Here is an 18377-nt window from a genome sequence, read left to right on the forward strand (position 1 = left end):
TTTTATAACTTATCAAATATATCCGATAGTCGGTCAGTGATTTCTTCAACACTTCCTACTCCATCGATTCCGTGATAGTTACCTTTTTCATGGTAAAAATCTTTTAAGATGGCAGTTTTAGTATTGTACTCGTTAAAGCGATTTCTGATTTTTCCTTCATCAGTATCGTCAGATCGTCCACTTGTTTTTCCTCTTTCAATAATTCTCTCTACTAAAATATCTTCATGAACTTCCAACGCTACCATTCCATTAATTCCTTCTCCTTTTTCAGCTAAAAACTCTTCTAAAGCTATAGCTTGCGACTCAGTTCTTGGGAATCCATCAAAAATAAACCCTTCAACACCTGCATTCTTTTCAACTTCGTCTTTTAACATACTAATGGTCACTTCATCCGGCACTAGTTCACCCGCGTCAATATATTTTTTAGCTAAGACTCCTAATTCTGTTTCGTTTTTTATATTATAACGAAACACATCTCCTGTTGAGATATGAACTAAATTGTACTTTTCTTTTAAAATAGTAGCTTGCGTTCCTTTACCGGCACCTGGAGGGCCAAATAATACTATATTTTTCATTTTTGGTTGTGTTGTTAATTGATAAACAGCAGGCAAATTTCTTCCATAACTATTATAATCTAATCCATAGCCAACAATAAAACTATCTGGGATACTTTTCCCTACATAATTTATTGGAAGCTCTTTTCTATAGACGTCTGGTTTAAAGAAAAGTGTTGCTATTTTAAGTTCTTTTAATTTTTTTGTTTTAAATATTTCATATATTTCTTGAAGTGTCGTCCCAGTATCGATTACATCTTCTAAAATAACCACGGTTCTACCTTCAAGGTCTTCATTAACACCAATTAATTTTTTTACCTTATCTGTACTACTAGTTCCATTATAAGAGGCTAGTTTTACAAAAGAAATTTCGCAATCACCCTTATAAGCTCTTACAAAATCAGCCGCAAAAACGAAACACCCATTTAATATTCCTATAAAAAGTGGGACTTCATTTTCTGGCAAATCACTCTTAATTTGCACTGCTAATTCATTAACAATACTGTCTATTTCGTTTTTAGAAACGAACTCTTTAAAATATAAATCGTGAATTTTTGTAATTTTCATCTGACTGCAAAGATAGTTGCTTGATATTAAATGAAAAAACCGTTTTGAACTCTATTCAAAACGGTTTTATTATAATCATTTTATAATTTATTCTTTTTCCTTCTTCTTGGCCACGTCAAACATAATTGGTGTTGCCACGAATAAAGATGAGTAAGTACCTACAATTACCCCTACAATTAAGGCAAACATAAATCCTTTAATACTATCTCCTCCAAAGAAGAATATAGCTAACATTACTAACAATGTTGTTAAAGACGTGTTGATTGTTCTTCCTAAAGTACTACTCAAGGCTTTATCAACTAAGTTTGCTGTAAGCGAATTGCTATTATTTGCATACTCTCTAATTCTATCAAAAATTACCACGGTATCATTCAACGAGTAACCTACTACGGTTAAGATTGCTGCGATAAATGATTGTCCGATTTCCATATCGAAAGGCATGAATTTATAACAGATAGAGAAAACACCTAATACTACCAATACATCGTGAAATACTGCCACAACCGCACCAATAGAGAACGCCATTTTTCTAAAACGTAATAAAATATATAAGAATACTACAAGTAATGATCCTAATACAGCCCATAAAGCAGCTTGCTTAATATCATCTGCAATTGTAGGGTCTACTTTCATATAACTCATGATTCCTCCAGCATTGTTTACTTTTTCAAAACCTGGCTTAAAGTTTTCATAAGAAACTCCTTCTAAATAAGGTTGTAAACCTTTATATAATGCACTTTGAACTTCTTCATCAACTTCTTTACTTTTGTCATCAATTTTGAAAACAGTAGTAATTTTTAATTGATTCTCAGCTCCATAAGTTTTCACCTCTGGTGCTGTTCCAAATGTTTCTTTTAAGTTATTCGCTACTTCATTAGCTTTCACTGCTTTCTCAAAACGTACTACATACGAACGACCTCCTTTGAAATCAACTCCTTGTTTTAATCCTAAAGTTAACATTGAAGCCAATCCGATAACGATTAAAGTTCCAGAAATGATATAAGCTAACTTTCGTTTCTTTAAGAAATCAACGCTAATGTTTTTAAACCAGTTTTTAGAAATGTTTGTGTTGAATGTTAAATCTCCACCTTTCGCTACTGATCTGTCTATTAATAAACGAGTAATAAATACTGCTGTAAATAATGAGGTTGCAATACCAATCATTAACGTAAGAGCGAAACCTTTAATAGGTCCTGTTCCAAAAGCATATAAAATAATACCTGTTAATAAAGTAGTAATATTTGCATCAATAATAGCAGATAATGCTCCTTTAATAGAGAATCCTTCCTCTACAGAAAGACCCAATCCTTTTCCTCCATTTAACCCTTCTTTAATTCTTTCGAAAATAATTACGTTCGCATCAACCGACATACCTATTGTTAAGATAATACCAGCAATACCAGGTAATGTTAATACTGAATTAAATGATGCTAAAATTCCGAAGATAAATAAGATATTAACTAATAAAGCTATGTTCGCATATGCTCCTGCTTTACCATAATATAAAATCATCCAAGCTAACACTAATAAGATCGCTAAACCAAATGACCAAATACTTGCATTAATAGATTCCTGTCCTAATGATGGACCAACCACCTCAGCTTCAATCATTCGAGCTGGTGCTGGTAGTTTACCTGCTTTTAATACCGTTGCAATATCCTGAGCTTCAGTTACTGTCATAGAACCACCAGAAATAGAAGAATTACTTCCTAATTTTTGATTGATAATAGGTGCAGTATAAACGTAATTATCTAAAACAATAGCAACATATTTTCCGATATTTTCTCCTGTAAGTTTTGACCATTTCTTAGTACCAACACTATTCATTGTCATTGCTACTTCGGGCTTGCTTAATTGGTCGTATTCTTGCTTTGCATCAGCGATTACATCTCCTTCAATTGGAGCCTCATCGTTTCTGTTTGACTTTACAGCATATAATCCAATCATTGGAGTTAACTCCTGATCTTTATTTTGCTCAGTTCTTTCTGGTGTAAATGGTTTATAATCCCATAAGAACTTTGCATATCTTAAATTTTTAGGTAATACAGATTTGATTTCCTTATTTGCTAACAGACTATTTACCTTTGCAGTATCTTGCAACTTAGCATAGGCAATAATTGAACTTACCTGTTGAAAATTAGGAATTAAATATGTGAATAACGATTTTTGATTTTCAACCTTAGTTGAATCTTTTCCTTCACCTAATAAATCGTCTATACTATCTTCATTCTTAGTAGTATCTTGAGCTTTTTCTACTGCTTCTTCTGTTTCTCCTTTTAATAAGTCAATAGCTTTGATGTTAGCTGACTGAAAAAATGGAATTACTTCAGCATTGGTAAATACTTCCCAAAACTGTAATTCAGCAGTACTTTGTAATAATTTTTGTACACGCTCAATATCTTTTGCTCCTGGTAATTCAACTTGAATTCTTCCAGATGTTCCGATACGTTGAATATTTGGTTGAACAACACCAAACTTATCGATACGGCTACGTAATACTTCAAATGCAGTGTTTATTGAAGAATTTATTTCTTCTTGTAAAGTCGATTTAACCTGCTCGTTTGTTTTATTGAAGTTTATTTTATCACGTAATGATTTGGTAGCTCCAAAAATACTTGGATCACTTAATTTAACACTACCGTTACTTAGTTCTACGAACGAATCGTAAAATAAATCTAAGTAATTGTCTTGGCTATTTTTTTGAGCCTCATCTGCTTTTATTAAAGCATCTCTAAAAACTTTGTTTTCAGAATCGTTCGACAATCCAATTAAGATATCTTTAACCGATACCTGTAAAATTGCGTTAATACCACCTTTTAAATCTAGACCAAGGTTCATTTCCTTGTCTCTAATATCATCATAAGTGAATTTGGCAATTCCTAAATTTACTACTTCCTTATTTGCTACACTATCCAGATACCTTCTTTCGAATCTAGCTAACTCTCTACCATTATTATCAGTAACATTTTTCTTAGCGTACTCTTTTGCGCTACTTTCCACCTTATTGGCAAAAAATGTAAATGACAACTGATAGGCACTCACTAGTCCAAAAAGGACAGCAAATAATTTAATTAAACCTTTGTTTTGCATTTTTAATTAATTTAAATCGACTTTTTATAAACGTGCAAATATAGTATTTCAAAAAAAGAATAGCCAATTCTTTTAGCATATTTATAATCGTAGCAACTATTTATATGATACTTACCAAAAAAAATCATGTTTTTCACCTCTTTTAATGCTTATATTTACGAACTACAGATTAAATCGCAAACAACTTAATAAATTGAAAAATAATGGCGCAAATATCAAAAAATGAAACTGTGCACTTAACAGACATAGAAATTGCACAGGCCAAAGAACTTCAACACATTAAACATATAGCTAAGAGATTAGATGTAGATGAAGATGATTTAGAAATGTATGGTAAATACAAAGCCAAACTACCTCTAAATCTTATTAATGACGAGAATATAAAAAACAACAACCTAGTTTTAGTAACCGCCTTAACTCCAACTCCTGCAGGAGAAGGAAAAACAACTGTTTCAATTGGATTAACCGAAGGATTGAATAAAATTGGAAAACAAGCTACCGTTGTATTACGTGAGCCTTCATTAGGCCCTGTTTTCGGTATTAAAGGAGGGGCTGCTGGCGGCGGATATTCTCAGGTAGTTCCTATGGAAGATATTAATTTGCATTTCACTGGAGATTTTAACGCCATTGAAAAGGCCAATAATTTGTTATCTGCATTAATCGACAACAACCTTCAAAGTAAAACAAACAATTTAAACATAGATTCTAGAACCATTCTTTGGAAACGTGTCATCGACATGAACGATCGTGCTTTACGCCAGATTACCATTGGTTTAGGCGGAACTGCTAACGGTATTCCAAGAGAAGATGGCTTTAATATTACGCCCGCTTCAGAAGTAATGGCCATTTTATGTATGGCTACTAGTTTTGATGATTTAAAAGAACGTTTAGGTAATATTTTTATCGGTTTTACTTTCGATAAAAAACCAATATTTGCTCGAGATTTAAAAGCTCAAGATGCCATGGCTATCTTATTAAAAGATGCAATAAAACCGAATCTTGTTCAAACTTTAGAAGAAAATCCAGCAATTATTCATGGTGGTCCTTTTGCGAACATCGCCCAAGGAACTAACACCATTTTTGCGACTAAAATGGGATTATCTCTATCGAACTATGTTGTTACTGAAGCTGGTTTTGGGGCTGATTTAGGCGCTGAAAAATTCCTAAACATTAAATCAGCTCATGCCGAATTAAACCCAAAATGTGTAGTTTTAGTTGCTACGGTCAGAGCCTTGCGCCATCATGGCGGATCGCCTAAAACTGAATACAATACTCCGAACTTAGAACGTGTTCAAAACGGATTTAAAAACTTAGAGAAACATATTGAAAATATTCGAAAATTTAATATTGAACCAGTTGTAGCCATTAATTCATTTATTTCTGATTCTCAAGAAGAGGTTGATTTCGTTATCGCGTCATGTGCCAATTTGGGAGTAAAGGCAGTAGTATCGGAAGGATGGGCGAAAGGTGGTGAAGGAACGAAAGATTTAGCCACAGCAGTTGTTGATGTTGTTGAAAACAAAGCTTCTCAATACAAACCGCTTTACGATTGGAATAGTCCAGTAAAGGAAAAAATAGAAACAATAGCCAAAGAGGTTTACGGAGCTACTTCAGTTGAGTATAGTAAAAAAGCACAGTTAAACCTAAGAAGAATTGATCGTTTAGGATTTAATGATTTTGCTATTTGCATGGCAAAAACTCAAAAGTCTTTTTCAGACAATGAAAGTTTAATTGGAAGACCCGAAAACTTCACAGTAACCGTTCGTGAAATAGAAATCGCAGCAGGTGCAAAATTTATCATTCCAATTTTAGGAAAAATGATGCGTATGCCTGGATTACCTTCTACTCCAGCTTCTGAAGGAATGCAAATTGATAATAACGGAAAAATATCAGGTTTATCGTAAAGTCAAACAACTTACATAAAAAAAGCATCGATGCCATCGATGCTTTTTTGTCTTTTATGATCATGTAATACCAATTATTACTTTACCTCTATTTTAACCACAACTCCTTCATTTGATCTGATATTAAAAACGGTTTCGTCTTCAAAAATTAAATATTGTCCTTTCACACCAACTAACTTCCCTTCGTAAGCTTCTTGTTTTACAATATTCAAACTTTTTGGTTTTACTGGATATTTTTCAACTGGAAAGCTAATATTCGTCTCTTTATTACTCTCTATAAAATACTCTTTTGTTTCTTCAGGAATAAATGATTTTAATTTATCTTTCCACTCGTTCAAATCAACATCTTCAATATCATTTTTCAACATTTTCCTCCAATTGGTCTTATCAGCCACATGTTCTTTAAGAGCAACTTCAGTAATTCCTGCTAAGTATCTATTTGGCACTTCTACCATCTCAACGGCTTCATGAGCTCCTTGATCAATCCATCTAGTAGGTACCTGACTTTTTCTTGTTACTCCTACCTTTACATTACTTGAATTTGCCAAATAAACAATATGAGGTTGTAATTGCATTTCTTTTTCATAAACTAAGTCCCTGTCTTCCTCTTCTAAATGCGCTTTACTTAATTCAGGTCTAAGAATCCAATCGGCAACTCTTGGAGATTCAAAAAAGCAACTTTTGCAATATCCTTGACGATAAATTGGTTCAGTTGAACCACAATTCAAACATTCGTAACCAACAAAACTCAATGACACAGTTTTATTTATCAATTGATTCATATGTAAAAAATCAGATTTCATGTCCAAATAATACTGTACAGAATCTAAATTTTCCGTTGCCATTTTTTTTAATACTCCTTGATATTGCATAACCTAAATTTTATTACTTTTAGCTGAAATTATTTTCCTTGTTTTGACCTAAACTGGAAATAGCTGTTATTAGCGTGAAATAGTAACAACAAACTACAAACTTAAAAAATATTATGGCGTTTACGTTTATAAATTCAATCATTTCTTGGTTTTTAAAAAAACGAAAACATCAGGTTGAACTCTTCTTGAAATACCCTATTGATGTTCAAAATGAAGTATTATTGAAACTATTAAGCGCTGCTAAAAATACGGAATATGGTAAATTACATAATTTTTCGTCGTTAAAATCATATACCGACTTTGCTAACAAAGTTCCCATTAGAAAATATGAAAGTATTGAACCTTTAATTGAACGCTGCAGAAAGGGAGAACAAAATATATTCTGGCCAACTCAAATTCGTTGGTTTGCCAAATCAAGTGGAACAACAAATGCCAAAAGTAAATTTATTCCAGTAAGTGATGAAGCCATTGAAAACTGTCACTTCAAAGCAGGTAAAGACATGTTATGCTTGTACATTAACAATAATGAAGATGCACAATTATTTACAGGTAAAGGATTACGTTTAGGAGGAAGTTCAGCAGTTTACGAAGACAACAACTCTTATTTTGGTGATTTATCAGCAATTATTATTGAAAACATGCCTTTCTGGGCTGATTTTAGTTCAGCTCCCAAACAAGAAGTAGCTTTAATGAGTGAATGGGAAGCAAAAATGGAAGCCATTATCGATGAAACAATTCATGAAAACATTACCAGTTTGGTGGGAGTTCCTTCCTGGATGCTAGTACTGTTAAATAGAGTTTTAGAAAAAACAGGAAAGAGCAATATTCTAGAAGTTTGGCCTAATTTAGAAGTCTACTTTCACGGAGGAGTCAACTTTAACCCATACCGTGAACAATATAAAAAGCTAATACCAAAAGAAAATTTCAGGTATTATGAAACCTACAATGCTTCGGAAGGTTTTTTTGGAATTCAAGATAAAAATAATTCAGATGAACTGTTATTAATGTTGGATTATGGAATTTTTTATGAGTTTATTCCTATGAGTACGTATGACGGTGAAAATTCAAAAGCAATACCTTTATCAGAGGTGAAAAAGGAGGTTAATTATGCTGTTATTATTACAACCAATGGTGGCTTATGGCGTTATTTAATTGGTGACACTATTAAATTCACCTCAATAGATCCATTCAGAATTAAAGTTACAGGAAGAACCAAACATCATATAAATGTATTTGGGGAAGAATTAATTATTGAAAATGCCGAAGAAAGTCTAAAAGCAGCTTGTTCAAAAACAGATGCAAACATAAAAGACTATACAGTTGGTCCTATTTTTATGAATGGAAATACTCAAGGCGGTCATGAATGGATTATCGAATTTGAGAAAGCACCAGATAATCTTAACTTTTTTACTGAAATGTTAGACAATCATTTAAAAAATTGTAATTCAGATTACGAAGCTAAACGCTATAACAACTTAACCCTCTCCATGCCCACAGTGCATCAAGCCAGAAATGGTTTGTTTTATGATTGGTTAAAAACAAAGGGGAAACTAGGGGGACAACATAAAGTTCCTCGTTTATCGAATAAACGTGATTTTATAGAAGAACTTTTGAAATTATAGTCAACAACAAACATTAGTTCCAAAAAATTCATCTTTCTTTAATCGCCTAATATTACATAATGAAAAAAAATATTTTCAATCGTTATCTAAAGAAATTTTAATAGGCAATTTATATTTAGTTGTCACCAAAAACCCTTTTTTCATGGCGGGTTGTATTTTAGGTAATTTTTTAACAGAAACTCTCAAAAGACTATCCAATGAGGGCAGTATATCATGTATTTCTTCCGACGATTGAATTGTTTTCAACTTAATTTTACCCGTTTTATATATCATTAAATGAACAATAATCGTTTCTTCAATCTCATCCTCAACAGTAAAGTCAATTTCTGTTAGACTTGTAGCTATTCTTTTTCGAATCTCCTCTTTAAAACAAGTTCTCTTTTCAGGTTCTTCAAAGTTTTTACAAGACTCGAACATTGGATACGTATCAACACATGTAAAATCGAGTCCCGATCTTAAATCTTCCTTTTTTTCCAAAGAAAAATAATCACAAGAACTAAAACAAAAAAATATAAGCGCTAAAATAAAGCAGTTTCTCACCCCGGTTGGTTTTGAGATGAAAATACTAAAAAAAAATAATATTGCTTTGGATAATCCCTTTTCTATGTTTACTTTAGCTCAACCCATTACCCTCCTCCCGAGTATTTACCGTACCAAACTATAATTTTACTTATAACCACGTATAACGTGAATATAAAGTAATACTATCTGCTATTTATGCTATTCCTAATTAAGAACTAGCATGTGTTACGTAACAAATAATAATTTGAAAACAATACACCATGAAGAAAGCAATACTTTTAACCCTTTTTACATTTTCCTTCTTTTTAACTGGTTTTTCTCAAGTAGGAATCGGAACAACTACACCAAGCAACTCGTCATTACTAGACATCGTTTCGGTTGATAAAGGTGTTTTATTCCCAAGAGTAGCCCTTACTAGCTTAACCGACAACACCACTATTTTAAATGGAAATGTAACTAGCTTGTTCGTTTTTAACACTGCACAATCCGCCACTTTAAGTGAAGGGTTTTACTATTGGCTAAACAATTCTTGGCGCAGAATCACGAATACTGAAGACCTTGAAAACCTTGAAACTCTTACTGAGTTAACTTATGACAATACCACTGATACTCTTAACTACAAAGATGAAAATGGCAACACCAATTCTATAAACCTAAGAGATATTATTTCTAATTCTGAAACACTGACCATTTTAACACTCTTACCCGATGGTAAAACCCTTGAATATCAAGATGAAAATGGAGATAAGAATACTACAGACCTTTCCACTGTAATTGACAATTTCGAAACGCTAACAGAATTGACTGTAGATGCAACCAATGGGAATTTAAGTTATAAAGATGAAGACAATGTCACCAACACTATCGATCTAAAAGCTTTAATTGTTGCACAGGAAACATTGACTATTTTAACGCTGTTACCCGACGGTAAAACCTTGGAATATCAAGATGAAAATGGAGATAAGAACACTACAGACCTTTCCACTGTAATTGACAATTTCGAAACATTAACAGAATTGACTGTAGATGCAACCAATGGGAATCTAAGCTATAAAGATGAAGACAACGTCACTAACACTATCGATCTAAAAGCCTTAATTGTTGCACAGGAAACATTAACCGTTTTAACACTGTTATCCGACGGTAAAACCTTGGAATATCAAGATGAAAATGGAGATAAGAATACCACAGACCTTTCCACTGTAATTGACAATTTCGAAACGCTAACAGAATTGACTGTAGATGTAACCAATGGGAATTTAAGTTATAAAGATGAAGACAACGTCACTAACAATATTGATCTAAAAGCCTTAATTGTTGCGCAGGAAACTACCACAACTTTTCAACAAAACACCACTACTGGGGTTATTAGTTACACCAATGAAGATATGACTACCGCTAACGCCAGTGTTGTGAGTAGTGATACTAACAACTTAATTGCTATTGGCACTGACGGAGGCGCTCTATTAGATTCAAGCTTAAAAACCGTTGACCTTACAGATGATGCATGGGTAAACGACTCCAATAATGCAATGATAAAACTACAAACATTAAGTGATGGAACGACCATAAGAACTTCAGATAACTTATTTTTTATGAGAGATGATGGAAGATTGGTAATTGGAGATTCTTTAGATACTGGAAGTTTTGATAGTTTTATTACTATGAGACGGGCTACAGGGACAGCAAACATAAGATTATCAGCTAGTTCAGGAGACGCTGTTAACTTCTTAGAATCTTATGGCGATGCTTCAAATTCTATAATTCGTTTAGCCAAAGGTAGAGGAACAGAAACCTCTCAAAGTTTAGTGCAAGATGGTGATCGACTGGGACAGATGCAGTTTTATGGATGGACAAACGGAACTCCTTCAAACGAGGGTTTAGCTTTCGCAGGAGCAATACGAGGTGAAGTTGAAGGGATTCCTGCCGATGGAGACAACAATGTACCAATGAGATTTACTTTTTCTACTTCAAATGGAAGTTCTGCTCCACTGGAAAGAATGAGAATTACCTCTTTAGGACGTATAGGAATTGGAGAAAACAACCCGCAATCTACCTTAGATATAAGCGGAAAAACTCGTATCCAAGATTTAACTGGAACCGATGCCGCAACAGATGTTCTTGTTACTGCTGATGCAACAACAGGCGAGTTAAAAGAAGCTGGCACTCTTTCTTCAGTTGCTGCAATAAACGAACCTTGGTTTGGAACAGACGACAACGCTGGAGCAACTTTAAATACTGAAGATATTTATTCGTTAGGAAAAATTGGAATAGGCACAAGTCTTCCTCTCGGAACTTTACATGTTTTAAACGACAATTCCGATGATATTGTATTCTCTAGAATTGGTGGAAACGACATTAAAGATGATATAGATATTGATATTACACGTAGTTTAGGAACAAGGACACTTCCTTCCGTTATCAACCAATCTGGTACAAGAATAGGAGGCTTAAGGTTTAGAGCTTTCTTAAACCCATTAACGCTTGATCCACTTCAATCGATTCCTCCAATCGCTGAAATTGCGTCGGAAACTGATGGAACGCCTACAGCGACCTCAGCTCCTGGTAAGTTAATATTTCAAACAACACCCAACGGAAGCATCAATACAGAAACTCGAATGACTATTGACAATCAAGGAAATGTAGGAATAGGAACAGACAACGCTACCATTAACGCCAAACTAGAACTTAATTCAGGAACGGCGAATCAGAGTGGAATGCGTTTATCTCAAATAAACAACAACTCTCCTGCAACAACCAACTCCAAGGCTATTGGTGTAAATACGACTGGTGACATCGTACCAATTCAAAGAGTTGAAACCGTTTTTGTAGGACGAATTGAACCCGATTCTACCATCGATACTGGATATCAATTTGCAGCGTTGGAATCTGTATATGATCCAGAAAATGGATACAATACCGCTTCCAGACAATGGGAAACTACTACCAATGGTATTTATGAGGTAATTATTTCTTTACATAGAATTGATGGTACGATGCCTTTTACACAATTTAGACCTAATTCAGCTAACATTATTCCTTTACCAACAACTACAGGGCAAAACTTCTATTACAGCTATACTGGAACGAGAATGATCGGAGGTAGTGTTAGTATTTTGGGAAGCGACTTCGGTATTCGACTGAATAACAATTCAGGGAGTACATATACATTTGACGGGACTTCGGTTTTTGTTAATAGAGGTTATTGGACAATTACTATTAAGAGACTTACTAGAATTTAAGATAACAAAAATGAAAACAAGAATTCAACAATTAAAAAAACGACTTTGTTATTGCCTTCTATTTTTAACAATAAATATAGTTGCCCAAATGACGAACGAGGGACAGTTTACTGTGCTACCTGATACTCCTGTCAGTATTTTGAGTGATTTCCAGAATACTAACTCAGGGAATATTATTCAAAATGGAGAGGTCTATTTTCATAAAAATTATAACAATGAAGGTCAGTATACATACAATTCAAGTTTCTCCAAGGGAACATCGCATTTTATAGGAAGTTCTATTCAACAGATTCTTAGTTCTAATATGAGCATTTTTTACAAGATACTATTTAATAACTCCACTTCTAATCATGCTTTTAATCTCATAGGAGAATTATATATAGAAAACGAGAGTACTTTTAATTTAGGAATTATAGAAGGCAGAACATCAACTGATAGATTTATTTTTGGTGAAGAGGGGAGACATATAAACACTTCTAATAATAGTTTTGTTGATGGTTCAGTAGAAAAACTTGGTACTACCAATTTCAATTTCCCTGTTGGAGCGAATAATTACTATAGACGTTTAAGTATTTCAAATCCTAATAATACAGATGATTTATTCTTATCCGAATACTACAATGAAACGAGTAACACTCAATATCCTCACAGCCAAAAAGAGGAAGTAATAGAATTTATTGATAACCAAGAATATTGGACATTAATACGAAAGAATGGAAACTCTAATATTTTTGTTACCCTAACCTGGAATGAAAACACAACATCTAGTCAAATTTTATCTGGTGATTTGACTGAATTACATGTTGTTCGTTGGGATATTGAAAAACAGGAATGGATAGATGAAGGAGGCATTGTCAATGAACAAAACAAAGAAGTAACCACTATAGCTTCTGTTGAGAATTATGGAGTTTTCACCTTGGCCAGAGTTAAACAACCTGTGGTTGTTGATTGCTTAACAATTTATAATTATATCACACCTAATTCCGATGGAGTAAATGACGTTTTAAAAGTTGAGTGCATTGAAAATTACCCGAATAACAGTATGGAAATATTTAATAGATGGGGAAATCAAGTGTATTATTCAGAAAATTATAATAACTTGACAAACGTTTTCAGAGGTTTCTCAGATGGAAGAGCTACGATTAAACGAAGTGATTTGCTCCCAACGGGAACCTATTTTTACATATTCAAATTTGTAGACAACAATTCTCAAAATATTACGAAAACAGGCTGGGTTTACCTGCATTAAAATATTTCTAGTAATCAATCAGAAATGATTACCAAGCAAAAAGCAACCTAATACTATATTAGGTTGCTTTATTGTTAATTTTCACTGTTCTAAAATTATTACTGGTTAAAGCATGATCTGTCCTTCAGTTATAGGCCAGCTTTGCGACCATATTGGATAACCCCATGTAAAGTTCAAACCTGGAATACCAAATAAACCAGCCCTTGCAAAGGCTTGCATCCCGGCTCTAAACCCAGCGAACCACTCAATATAACTTACCAGATCTGTATCTATATAATAGGTTCCGTTTACATAAAATCCTGCATTCGCTCCAATTCCAACTCCTAAAACTCCATAAAACATAGTTTCAAACTCTCCGTTTAATGCCACTGATGCATCAAAACCAACTGTTGCTGAGATTGGTTTAAACCTAAATCCTAAATCATAAGCATCGTGAATGTAGTTCCATCCACTACCACGATTATATCTAATTCCTTCTTTTAATGTAACGGTTCCTTCAACACCTGTTGTAATACTTGCGTTTACTGATCCGTTAGCATCTAAGGTTACATTTACTGAGTTCGTAATCACAACTGGAACCCAACCTATCCAAAAAGTTACTGGAGGTAACGGTATTTTAGCTAGTGGAATACTATGCTTAAATAAAGGAACTGAATGACTCCAAATAAGATCTAAATTTGCTGTTTTTTTACTGGTAATAATTGTTCTAAATTCTTGCAATTGCCACCAGTGAAAACGCACCCCAAAATCTAAAGAAGGCTGAACAGAAAAACTACCATTAGCCTTAATCTGATCATGAGTTGTTGAATGATTTCCGTCGGCATCAAAAATAACTCTGTTTAAAGAAATTGTAAAAGTTCCCAAATTAGCTCCTTTCGTCATTGCAGTATTATAAGAAACAAGATCCCCTTTGTCTGTTGTCAAAGGTCTTTTAAGATCCATGTTATCATAATTATAGATTACATCCAGATTACCTTCGGGCATCAAATCAGTGACCTCTGCCATTTCTGTCTCTACAATAATTTTGTTCCCTTCTTCAATAACGGACGTTATCTTTCTCAAAAATCCATTTGGAGCTACCGATAATTGCCCGGCCACTAAATACTCTTTTCCTTTTAAATTTAATTCACTATCCTTTTTAAAAACAATCTTATTTTCCTCAACACTTACAATTGATTCAATGAGATTACTACTTTCGTCAAAAACGACGGTCACCTCCTTTTTATCTTCTTCCTGACTTGAAGGATTTTGACTAGTTAATTCCCCTGAAGTGTCGTCACTACAAGACGCTAAAAAAAGTACAATACATGTAACTATAAATAATAGTTTTTTCATAATTAGAACATTTTAAAATTTGTTAAATTTAACACATTCTTAACATTAAAACGTTCACATAAGTTTCTCCTAATTATTTTAAACACAAGAAAACCAGCGTTTTAACATTATCTCCCTGCCATTCATCATTAAAAATGAGCCGCTATCATTTTTCTATTATTCTAAAACTTCACCTTGTTTGAAGTAATACTTTTTAATCACTTTCAACCTTTCTTCCGCATGATTTGTCAAATCCTTATCAATAGATTTAAATCTCTTGATATACGTCTTATAATGTTTATAAGCGATTCTTTTATCCTCATAAAAATTTTCTGTAAGTACAGCTAACTGATATAATGCTTTGAAGTTTTTTCTGTTTTCCTTTATTGCTTTTTCATAATAAAATATGGCCTTTTTAGGCTTATATAGCTTTTCCGAAGTCAAGCCTAACTTGTAATACTCAGTACCTCTATTATCTCTACCAATAAATGTAGCTAAACCATAATTTATATCTGCCCCTTTATAATTCTCCTCTTCGTACTCTATATCTCCAAGATAGGTGTACACTTTATAATCATTACGATCAATTCTACCTGCTTTTTTAAAACACTCTCTGGCTTTCTCAAAGTCTTTCAATTTGAAATAGGTTCTTCCTAACATTTTCTTTGTGTACAGTTCATTAGGCTTAATGGAATCAATTCTTTGTAAAAGAACAAGAGCATCTTCGAATTTCTTTTCTCTATACAAATCATTTATTTTTAACTTATTTAATTCTAAATGATTTGGATTGACAAGAAGTCCTTGATTTACGAATATTAATGACGAGTCTCTATCTTTTAAACGCAAATAGTCAACCGCTAAATTTTCTATAGATTTCATATGCGTATTGTCAATGGCATATGCCTCCAAAAAGCTATCTATTTTAGGGTCTCTTTGTTTCAGCAACTTAAATGCCATTCCTTTATAGTATTGATAATTAGCATTTGAATTATCCTTTTGTATCAATTCTTGAAACAGCCTCAATGCCTTTTTCCCTTGTCTAAGTTTAACATATAATTTTCCCAATTGGTAACTTACAAAAAGATTACTTTCATCTTTTGTATGCAATTCTTTGTAAATTTTCATAGCAGGATGTAACTTTTTCTGCTTAACATAAATTCCTCCAAGCTTCACACTTGCCTCATAGTTTGCTTCTTCTTTCAAAGCTTCCTCATAATAAAAGGCAGCCATTCTAAGATTATCTAACTTATTATAGATTGATGCAATTTTTTTATTCTTTTCAAAAGTATTTGGAAGTTCTTGTAACAGCACTAAAGCAGCATTATATCTCCCTTTATTTAGCAAGCTATCAACTTTTTTAAAAGTCGAGGTTTGCGCCTCGACTTTTAAAAAAAAAGTTACTAAAATAATCGTCAGTATGTTCTTTCCCATAACACTATGGTTTACTTATTTTTCGAATTATCCCGTTATATTTAATGTTATTGGTAAAGTATATCCAACCCTAACTACTTCTCCTGCTTCTTCTCCAGGAACCATTTTAGGTAACTTCTCAAACATTTTAAGTACATGTAATTTTAAATCTGGATGAGGAGCTCTTACCTGAAGATCAACGATCTCACCTGTCTTATCAACTTTAAACACGGCATAAATTCTCTTCTTTCCTGCACTTAATCCCAAAGAATTGCCAAGAGACATATCGAATTCTTTTTCTACAAAATTCTTCATACTTTCATTAAAACAAGCTTTATCCCCTTCATCGCATCCTGGAAAAGTTGGCGCTTTATCTATCCTTGAAAAAGGCACATCATCTGTATCAGTTGGATTTCTGGAATAGTTTCCTTTCATATGAATAGTTACTACTTTTCTCTCATTTAATTCATAAATCTTAAAATAAAAATTTCCTTTTTCTTCAGCCCCTTTCTTATTTTTAGAAAAATTAGTTTTAAATTTTAAAAACTCTGCTTCTTCATTAGCATCTAATTCTTTTAAAGTAACTTCTTTTCCTAAAGGTTCATTATTAAATGACATTGCTAAATCTAAATATGTTTCATTTTTAGTTTCCTCATACTCAACCTTTCCAAAATAAAGCTTTTGAATTTGTTTAGTAGAATTAGTTCGGCCTAATTGATTCTCGCTACAAGAAGAATAAAACAGCATACTCCCCAAAATAGGTACTAATAGCAAATACTTGAGCTGTTTAATTTTTTTTGACTGTTTTTTTGTCATCATAACTATTCGTTTTTTGATTAATGAATGCTTATAAAATTGATTAATGAATGAAATATTCTCTACCTGAAAGACATCAGATAGTAAATTATCTATGTATTTAAATTTTTCAGTTTCTTTACTTACTTCCGCATCTGAAATATATTCATGAACTAGAGACACCCTATTTTGATAAACATATATCATAGGATTAAACCACATAACAACCCTTAACAACTCAAAGAACAACAAATCAACAGTATGTCCTTGAGAACAATGCACTAATTCATGCTTAATTACTTTCTCTTTTCTATCTTCTGGAATATCTTTACCAATAAAAATATAATTGAAAAAAGAAAAGGCGTTGGTTGACCCATTCAATAAAACTAGTCTATAATCTTTCTTTATAACAACCTCACTTCCTTTAATCAAGCGTGTTATTCTAAAAACCTTAGTAAGAAAAACTAAGAGAAAAACGAAGCTACCAACCACAAATAAAACATCTAAATAATTGATAGATTGATACCATGAAGATTTCTCTATAACGTTCTGAGGAGACAAAACTACTTCAGGCAACATAATTGTATATTCTAAAGGAACTGCCTTTTTAACGGAAGGTAGTTTTATTAATGGTAACACAAATGATATTATAGCTGTACTCAATAAATACCATCTATTTTTAGAAAAAAATGTTTCTTTACTTAATAACAAGTCATACACCAATACAAATGATATTTGAAACAACAATACTTGAATAATATAGTTTATCATGACTTTTTAGCTTTATTTACTTCTTTTAAAATATTTTCCAATTCGGTTACATCCATCTTATTCTCCTTCACAAAAAAAGATACCATACTTTTAAAAGAACCTCCAAAATACCCATTTACAAGCTTTTCAACACTTTGATTACTATACTCACCCTTCTTTATTAATGGAAAATAAACATACCCTCTTCCTTTTGATTTATGCCCTACAAACTTCTTTGTTTCCAATATCCTAATAATTGTAGAAACAGTATTGTATGCCGGTTTTGGTTCTTCTAACTTCTCAATAACCTCTTTGACCGACCCCTCGTTCAAAGTCCATAAAACTTGCATTATTTGCTCTTCTGCTTTTGTCAATTGCTTATTCATTATCTCTAATAATTATTATTAACGTTTCTCAAATATAACTAATTTTTTAGTTCAAACTAACTCTTTAGTTGAATTGTAACAAATTTTAACATACATCGTC

The 18377-nt window shown here is 32.8% G+C and carries 12 protein-coding genes; 4 read left to right on the forward strand and 8 right to left on the reverse strand.

What is annotated here, in order from left to right:
• Nucleotides 1-2 precede the first annotated feature (2 nt).
• Both BLW23_RS10135 and secDF read right to left on the reverse strand, forming a co-directional pair.
• Nucleotides 3-1121 (reverse strand): adenylate kinase, encoded by a 1119-nt coding sequence (locus BLW23_RS10135; protein ID WP_093669455.1) that lies wholly within the window; start codon nt 1119-1121, stop codon nt 3-5.
• A gap of 87 nt (nt 1122-1208) precedes the next feature.
• Complete coding sequence (gene secDF / locus BLW23_RS10140) at nt 1209-4211, reverse strand: protein translocase subunit SecDF (RefSeq protein WP_093669457.1); 3003 nt, start codon at nt 4209-4211, stop codon at nt 1209-1211.
• Nucleotides 4212-4414: 203 nt separating this feature from the next.
• Here secDF and BLW23_RS10145 point away from each other — a divergent pair, with 203 nt between their 5' ends.
• Entirely contained in the window at nt 4415-6115 is a 1701-nt protein-coding gene (locus BLW23_RS10145) for a formate--tetrahydrofolate ligase (RefSeq protein WP_093669459.1), read from the forward strand.
• Nucleotides 6116-6192: 77 nt separating this feature from the next.
• On the opposite strand, the gene BLW23_RS10150 is transcribed toward BLW23_RS10145, so the two are convergent.
• Nucleotides 6193-6987: a DUF2797 domain-containing protein gene (locus tag BLW23_RS10150; RefSeq protein WP_093669461.1), complete on the reverse strand. Its 795-nt coding sequence runs from the start codon at nt 6985-6987 to the stop codon at nt 6193-6195.
• Between the two features lie 113 nt (nt 6988-7100).
• Here BLW23_RS10150 and BLW23_RS10155 point away from each other — a divergent pair, with 113 nt between their 5' ends.
• Nucleotides 7101-8609, forward strand: a complete 1509-nt coding sequence (locus BLW23_RS10155; RefSeq protein WP_093669463.1) for a GH3 auxin-responsive promoter family protein — start codon at nt 7101-7103, stop codon at nt 8607-8609.
• Between the two features lie 75 nt (nt 8610-8684).
• Here BLW23_RS10155 and BLW23_RS10160 read toward each other — a convergent pair whose 3' ends face one another.
• Nucleotides 8685-9086, reverse strand: a complete 402-nt coding sequence (locus tag BLW23_RS10160) for an energy transducer TonB (protein ID WP_093669465.1) — start codon at nt 9084-9086, stop codon at nt 8685-8687.
• Between the two features lie 305 nt (nt 9087-9391).
• Here BLW23_RS10160 and BLW23_RS10165 point away from each other — a divergent pair, with 305 nt between their 5' ends.
• Together BLW23_RS10165 and BLW23_RS10170 are read left to right on the forward strand one after the other, a co-directional pair.
• Nucleotides 9392-12373, forward strand: coding sequence for a hypothetical protein (locus BLW23_RS10165; protein WP_093669467.1), 2982 nt, complete (start codon nt 9392-9394; stop codon nt 12371-12373).
• Between the two features lie 10 nt (nt 12374-12383).
• A complete protein-coding gene (locus BLW23_RS10170; protein ID WP_143032144.1) occupies nt 12384-13622 on the forward strand; it encodes a gliding motility-associated C-terminal domain-containing protein in 1239 nt (412 codons plus the stop codon).
• Between the two features lie 105 nt (nt 13623-13727).
• On the opposite strand, the gene BLW23_RS10175 is transcribed toward BLW23_RS10170, so the two are convergent.
• The 4 genes from BLW23_RS10175 to BLW23_RS10190 form a co-directional block, all read right to left on the reverse strand.
• On the reverse strand, nt 13728-14957 hold the full coding sequence (locus BLW23_RS10175) for a hypothetical protein (protein ID WP_093669471.1): 1230 nt from the start codon (nt 14955-14957) through the stop codon (nt 13728-13730).
• Nucleotides 14958-15113: 156 nt separating this feature from the next.
• On the reverse strand, nt 15114-16367 hold the full coding sequence (locus BLW23_RS10180) for a tetratricopeptide repeat protein (protein WP_093669473.1): 1254 nt from the start codon (nt 16365-16367) through the stop codon (nt 15114-15116).
• A gap of 27 nt (nt 16368-16394) precedes the next feature.
• The gene (locus BLW23_RS10185; RefSeq protein ID WP_093669475.1) at nt 16395-17912 is read right to left on the reverse strand and encodes a M56 family metallopeptidase; all 1518 of its coding nucleotides are present in this window, start codon (nt 17910-17912) and stop codon (nt 16395-16397) included.
• A complete protein-coding gene (locus BLW23_RS10190) occupies nt 17909-18277 on the reverse strand; it encodes a BlaI/MecI/CopY family transcriptional regulator (protein WP_093669477.1) in 369 nt (122 codons plus the stop codon). Before BLW23_RS10190 ends, BLW23_RS10185 begins: the two co-directional genes overlap by 4 nt.
• Nucleotides 18278-18377: the final 100 nt, after the last annotated feature.

Origin of the sequence: Tenacibaculum sp. MAR_2009_124, assembly GCF_900105455.1 — a bacterium.
In the GTDB taxonomy this organism is placed as follows: Bacteria; Bacteroidota; Bacteroidia; order Flavobacteriales; family Flavobacteriaceae; genus Polaribacter.

What these genes read in the sequence shown, in the direction of transcription:
- BLW23_RS10135 (WP_093669455.1), bottom strand. Translation starts at nt 1,121, where the DNA reads ATGAAAATTACAAAAATTCACGATTTATATTTTAAAGAGTTCGTTTCT.
- secDF (WP_093669457.1), bottom strand. Translation starts at nt 4,211, where the DNA reads ATGCAAAACAAAGGTTTAATTAAATTATTTGCTGTCCTTTTTGGACTA.
- BLW23_RS10145 (WP_093669459.1), top strand. Translation starts at nt 4,415, where the DNA reads ATGGCGCAAATATCAAAAAATGAAACTGTGCACTTAACAGACATAGAA.
- BLW23_RS10150 (WP_093669461.1), bottom strand. Translation starts at nt 6,987, where the DNA reads ATGCAATATCAAGGAGTATTAAAAAAAATGGCAACGGAAAATTTAGAT.
- BLW23_RS10155 (WP_093669463.1), top strand. Translation starts at nt 7,101, where the DNA reads ATGGCGTTTACGTTTATAAATTCAATCATTTCTTGGTTTTTAAAAAAA.
- BLW23_RS10165 (WP_093669467.1), top strand. Translation starts at nt 9,392, where the DNA reads ATGAAGAAAGCAATACTTTTAACCCTTTTTACATTTTCCTTCTTTTTA.
- BLW23_RS10170 (WP_143032144.1), top strand. Translation starts at nt 12,384, where the DNA reads ATGAAAACAAGAATTCAACAATTAAAAAAACGACTTTGTTATTGCCTT.
- BLW23_RS10175 (WP_093669471.1), bottom strand. Translation starts at nt 14,957, where the DNA reads ATGAAAAAACTATTATTTATAGTTACATGTATTGTACTTTTTTTAGCG.
- BLW23_RS10180 (WP_093669473.1), bottom strand. Translation starts at nt 16,367, where the DNA reads ATGGGAAAGAACATACTGACGATTATTTTAGTAACTTTTTTTTTAAAA.
- BLW23_RS10185 (WP_093669475.1), bottom strand. Translation starts at nt 17,912, where the DNA reads ATGATAAACTATATTATTCAAGTATTGTTGTTTCAAATATCATTTGTA.
- BLW23_RS10190 (WP_093669477.1), bottom strand. Translation starts at nt 18,277, where the DNA reads ATGAATAAGCAATTGACAAAAGCAGAAGAGCAAATAATGCAAGTTTTA.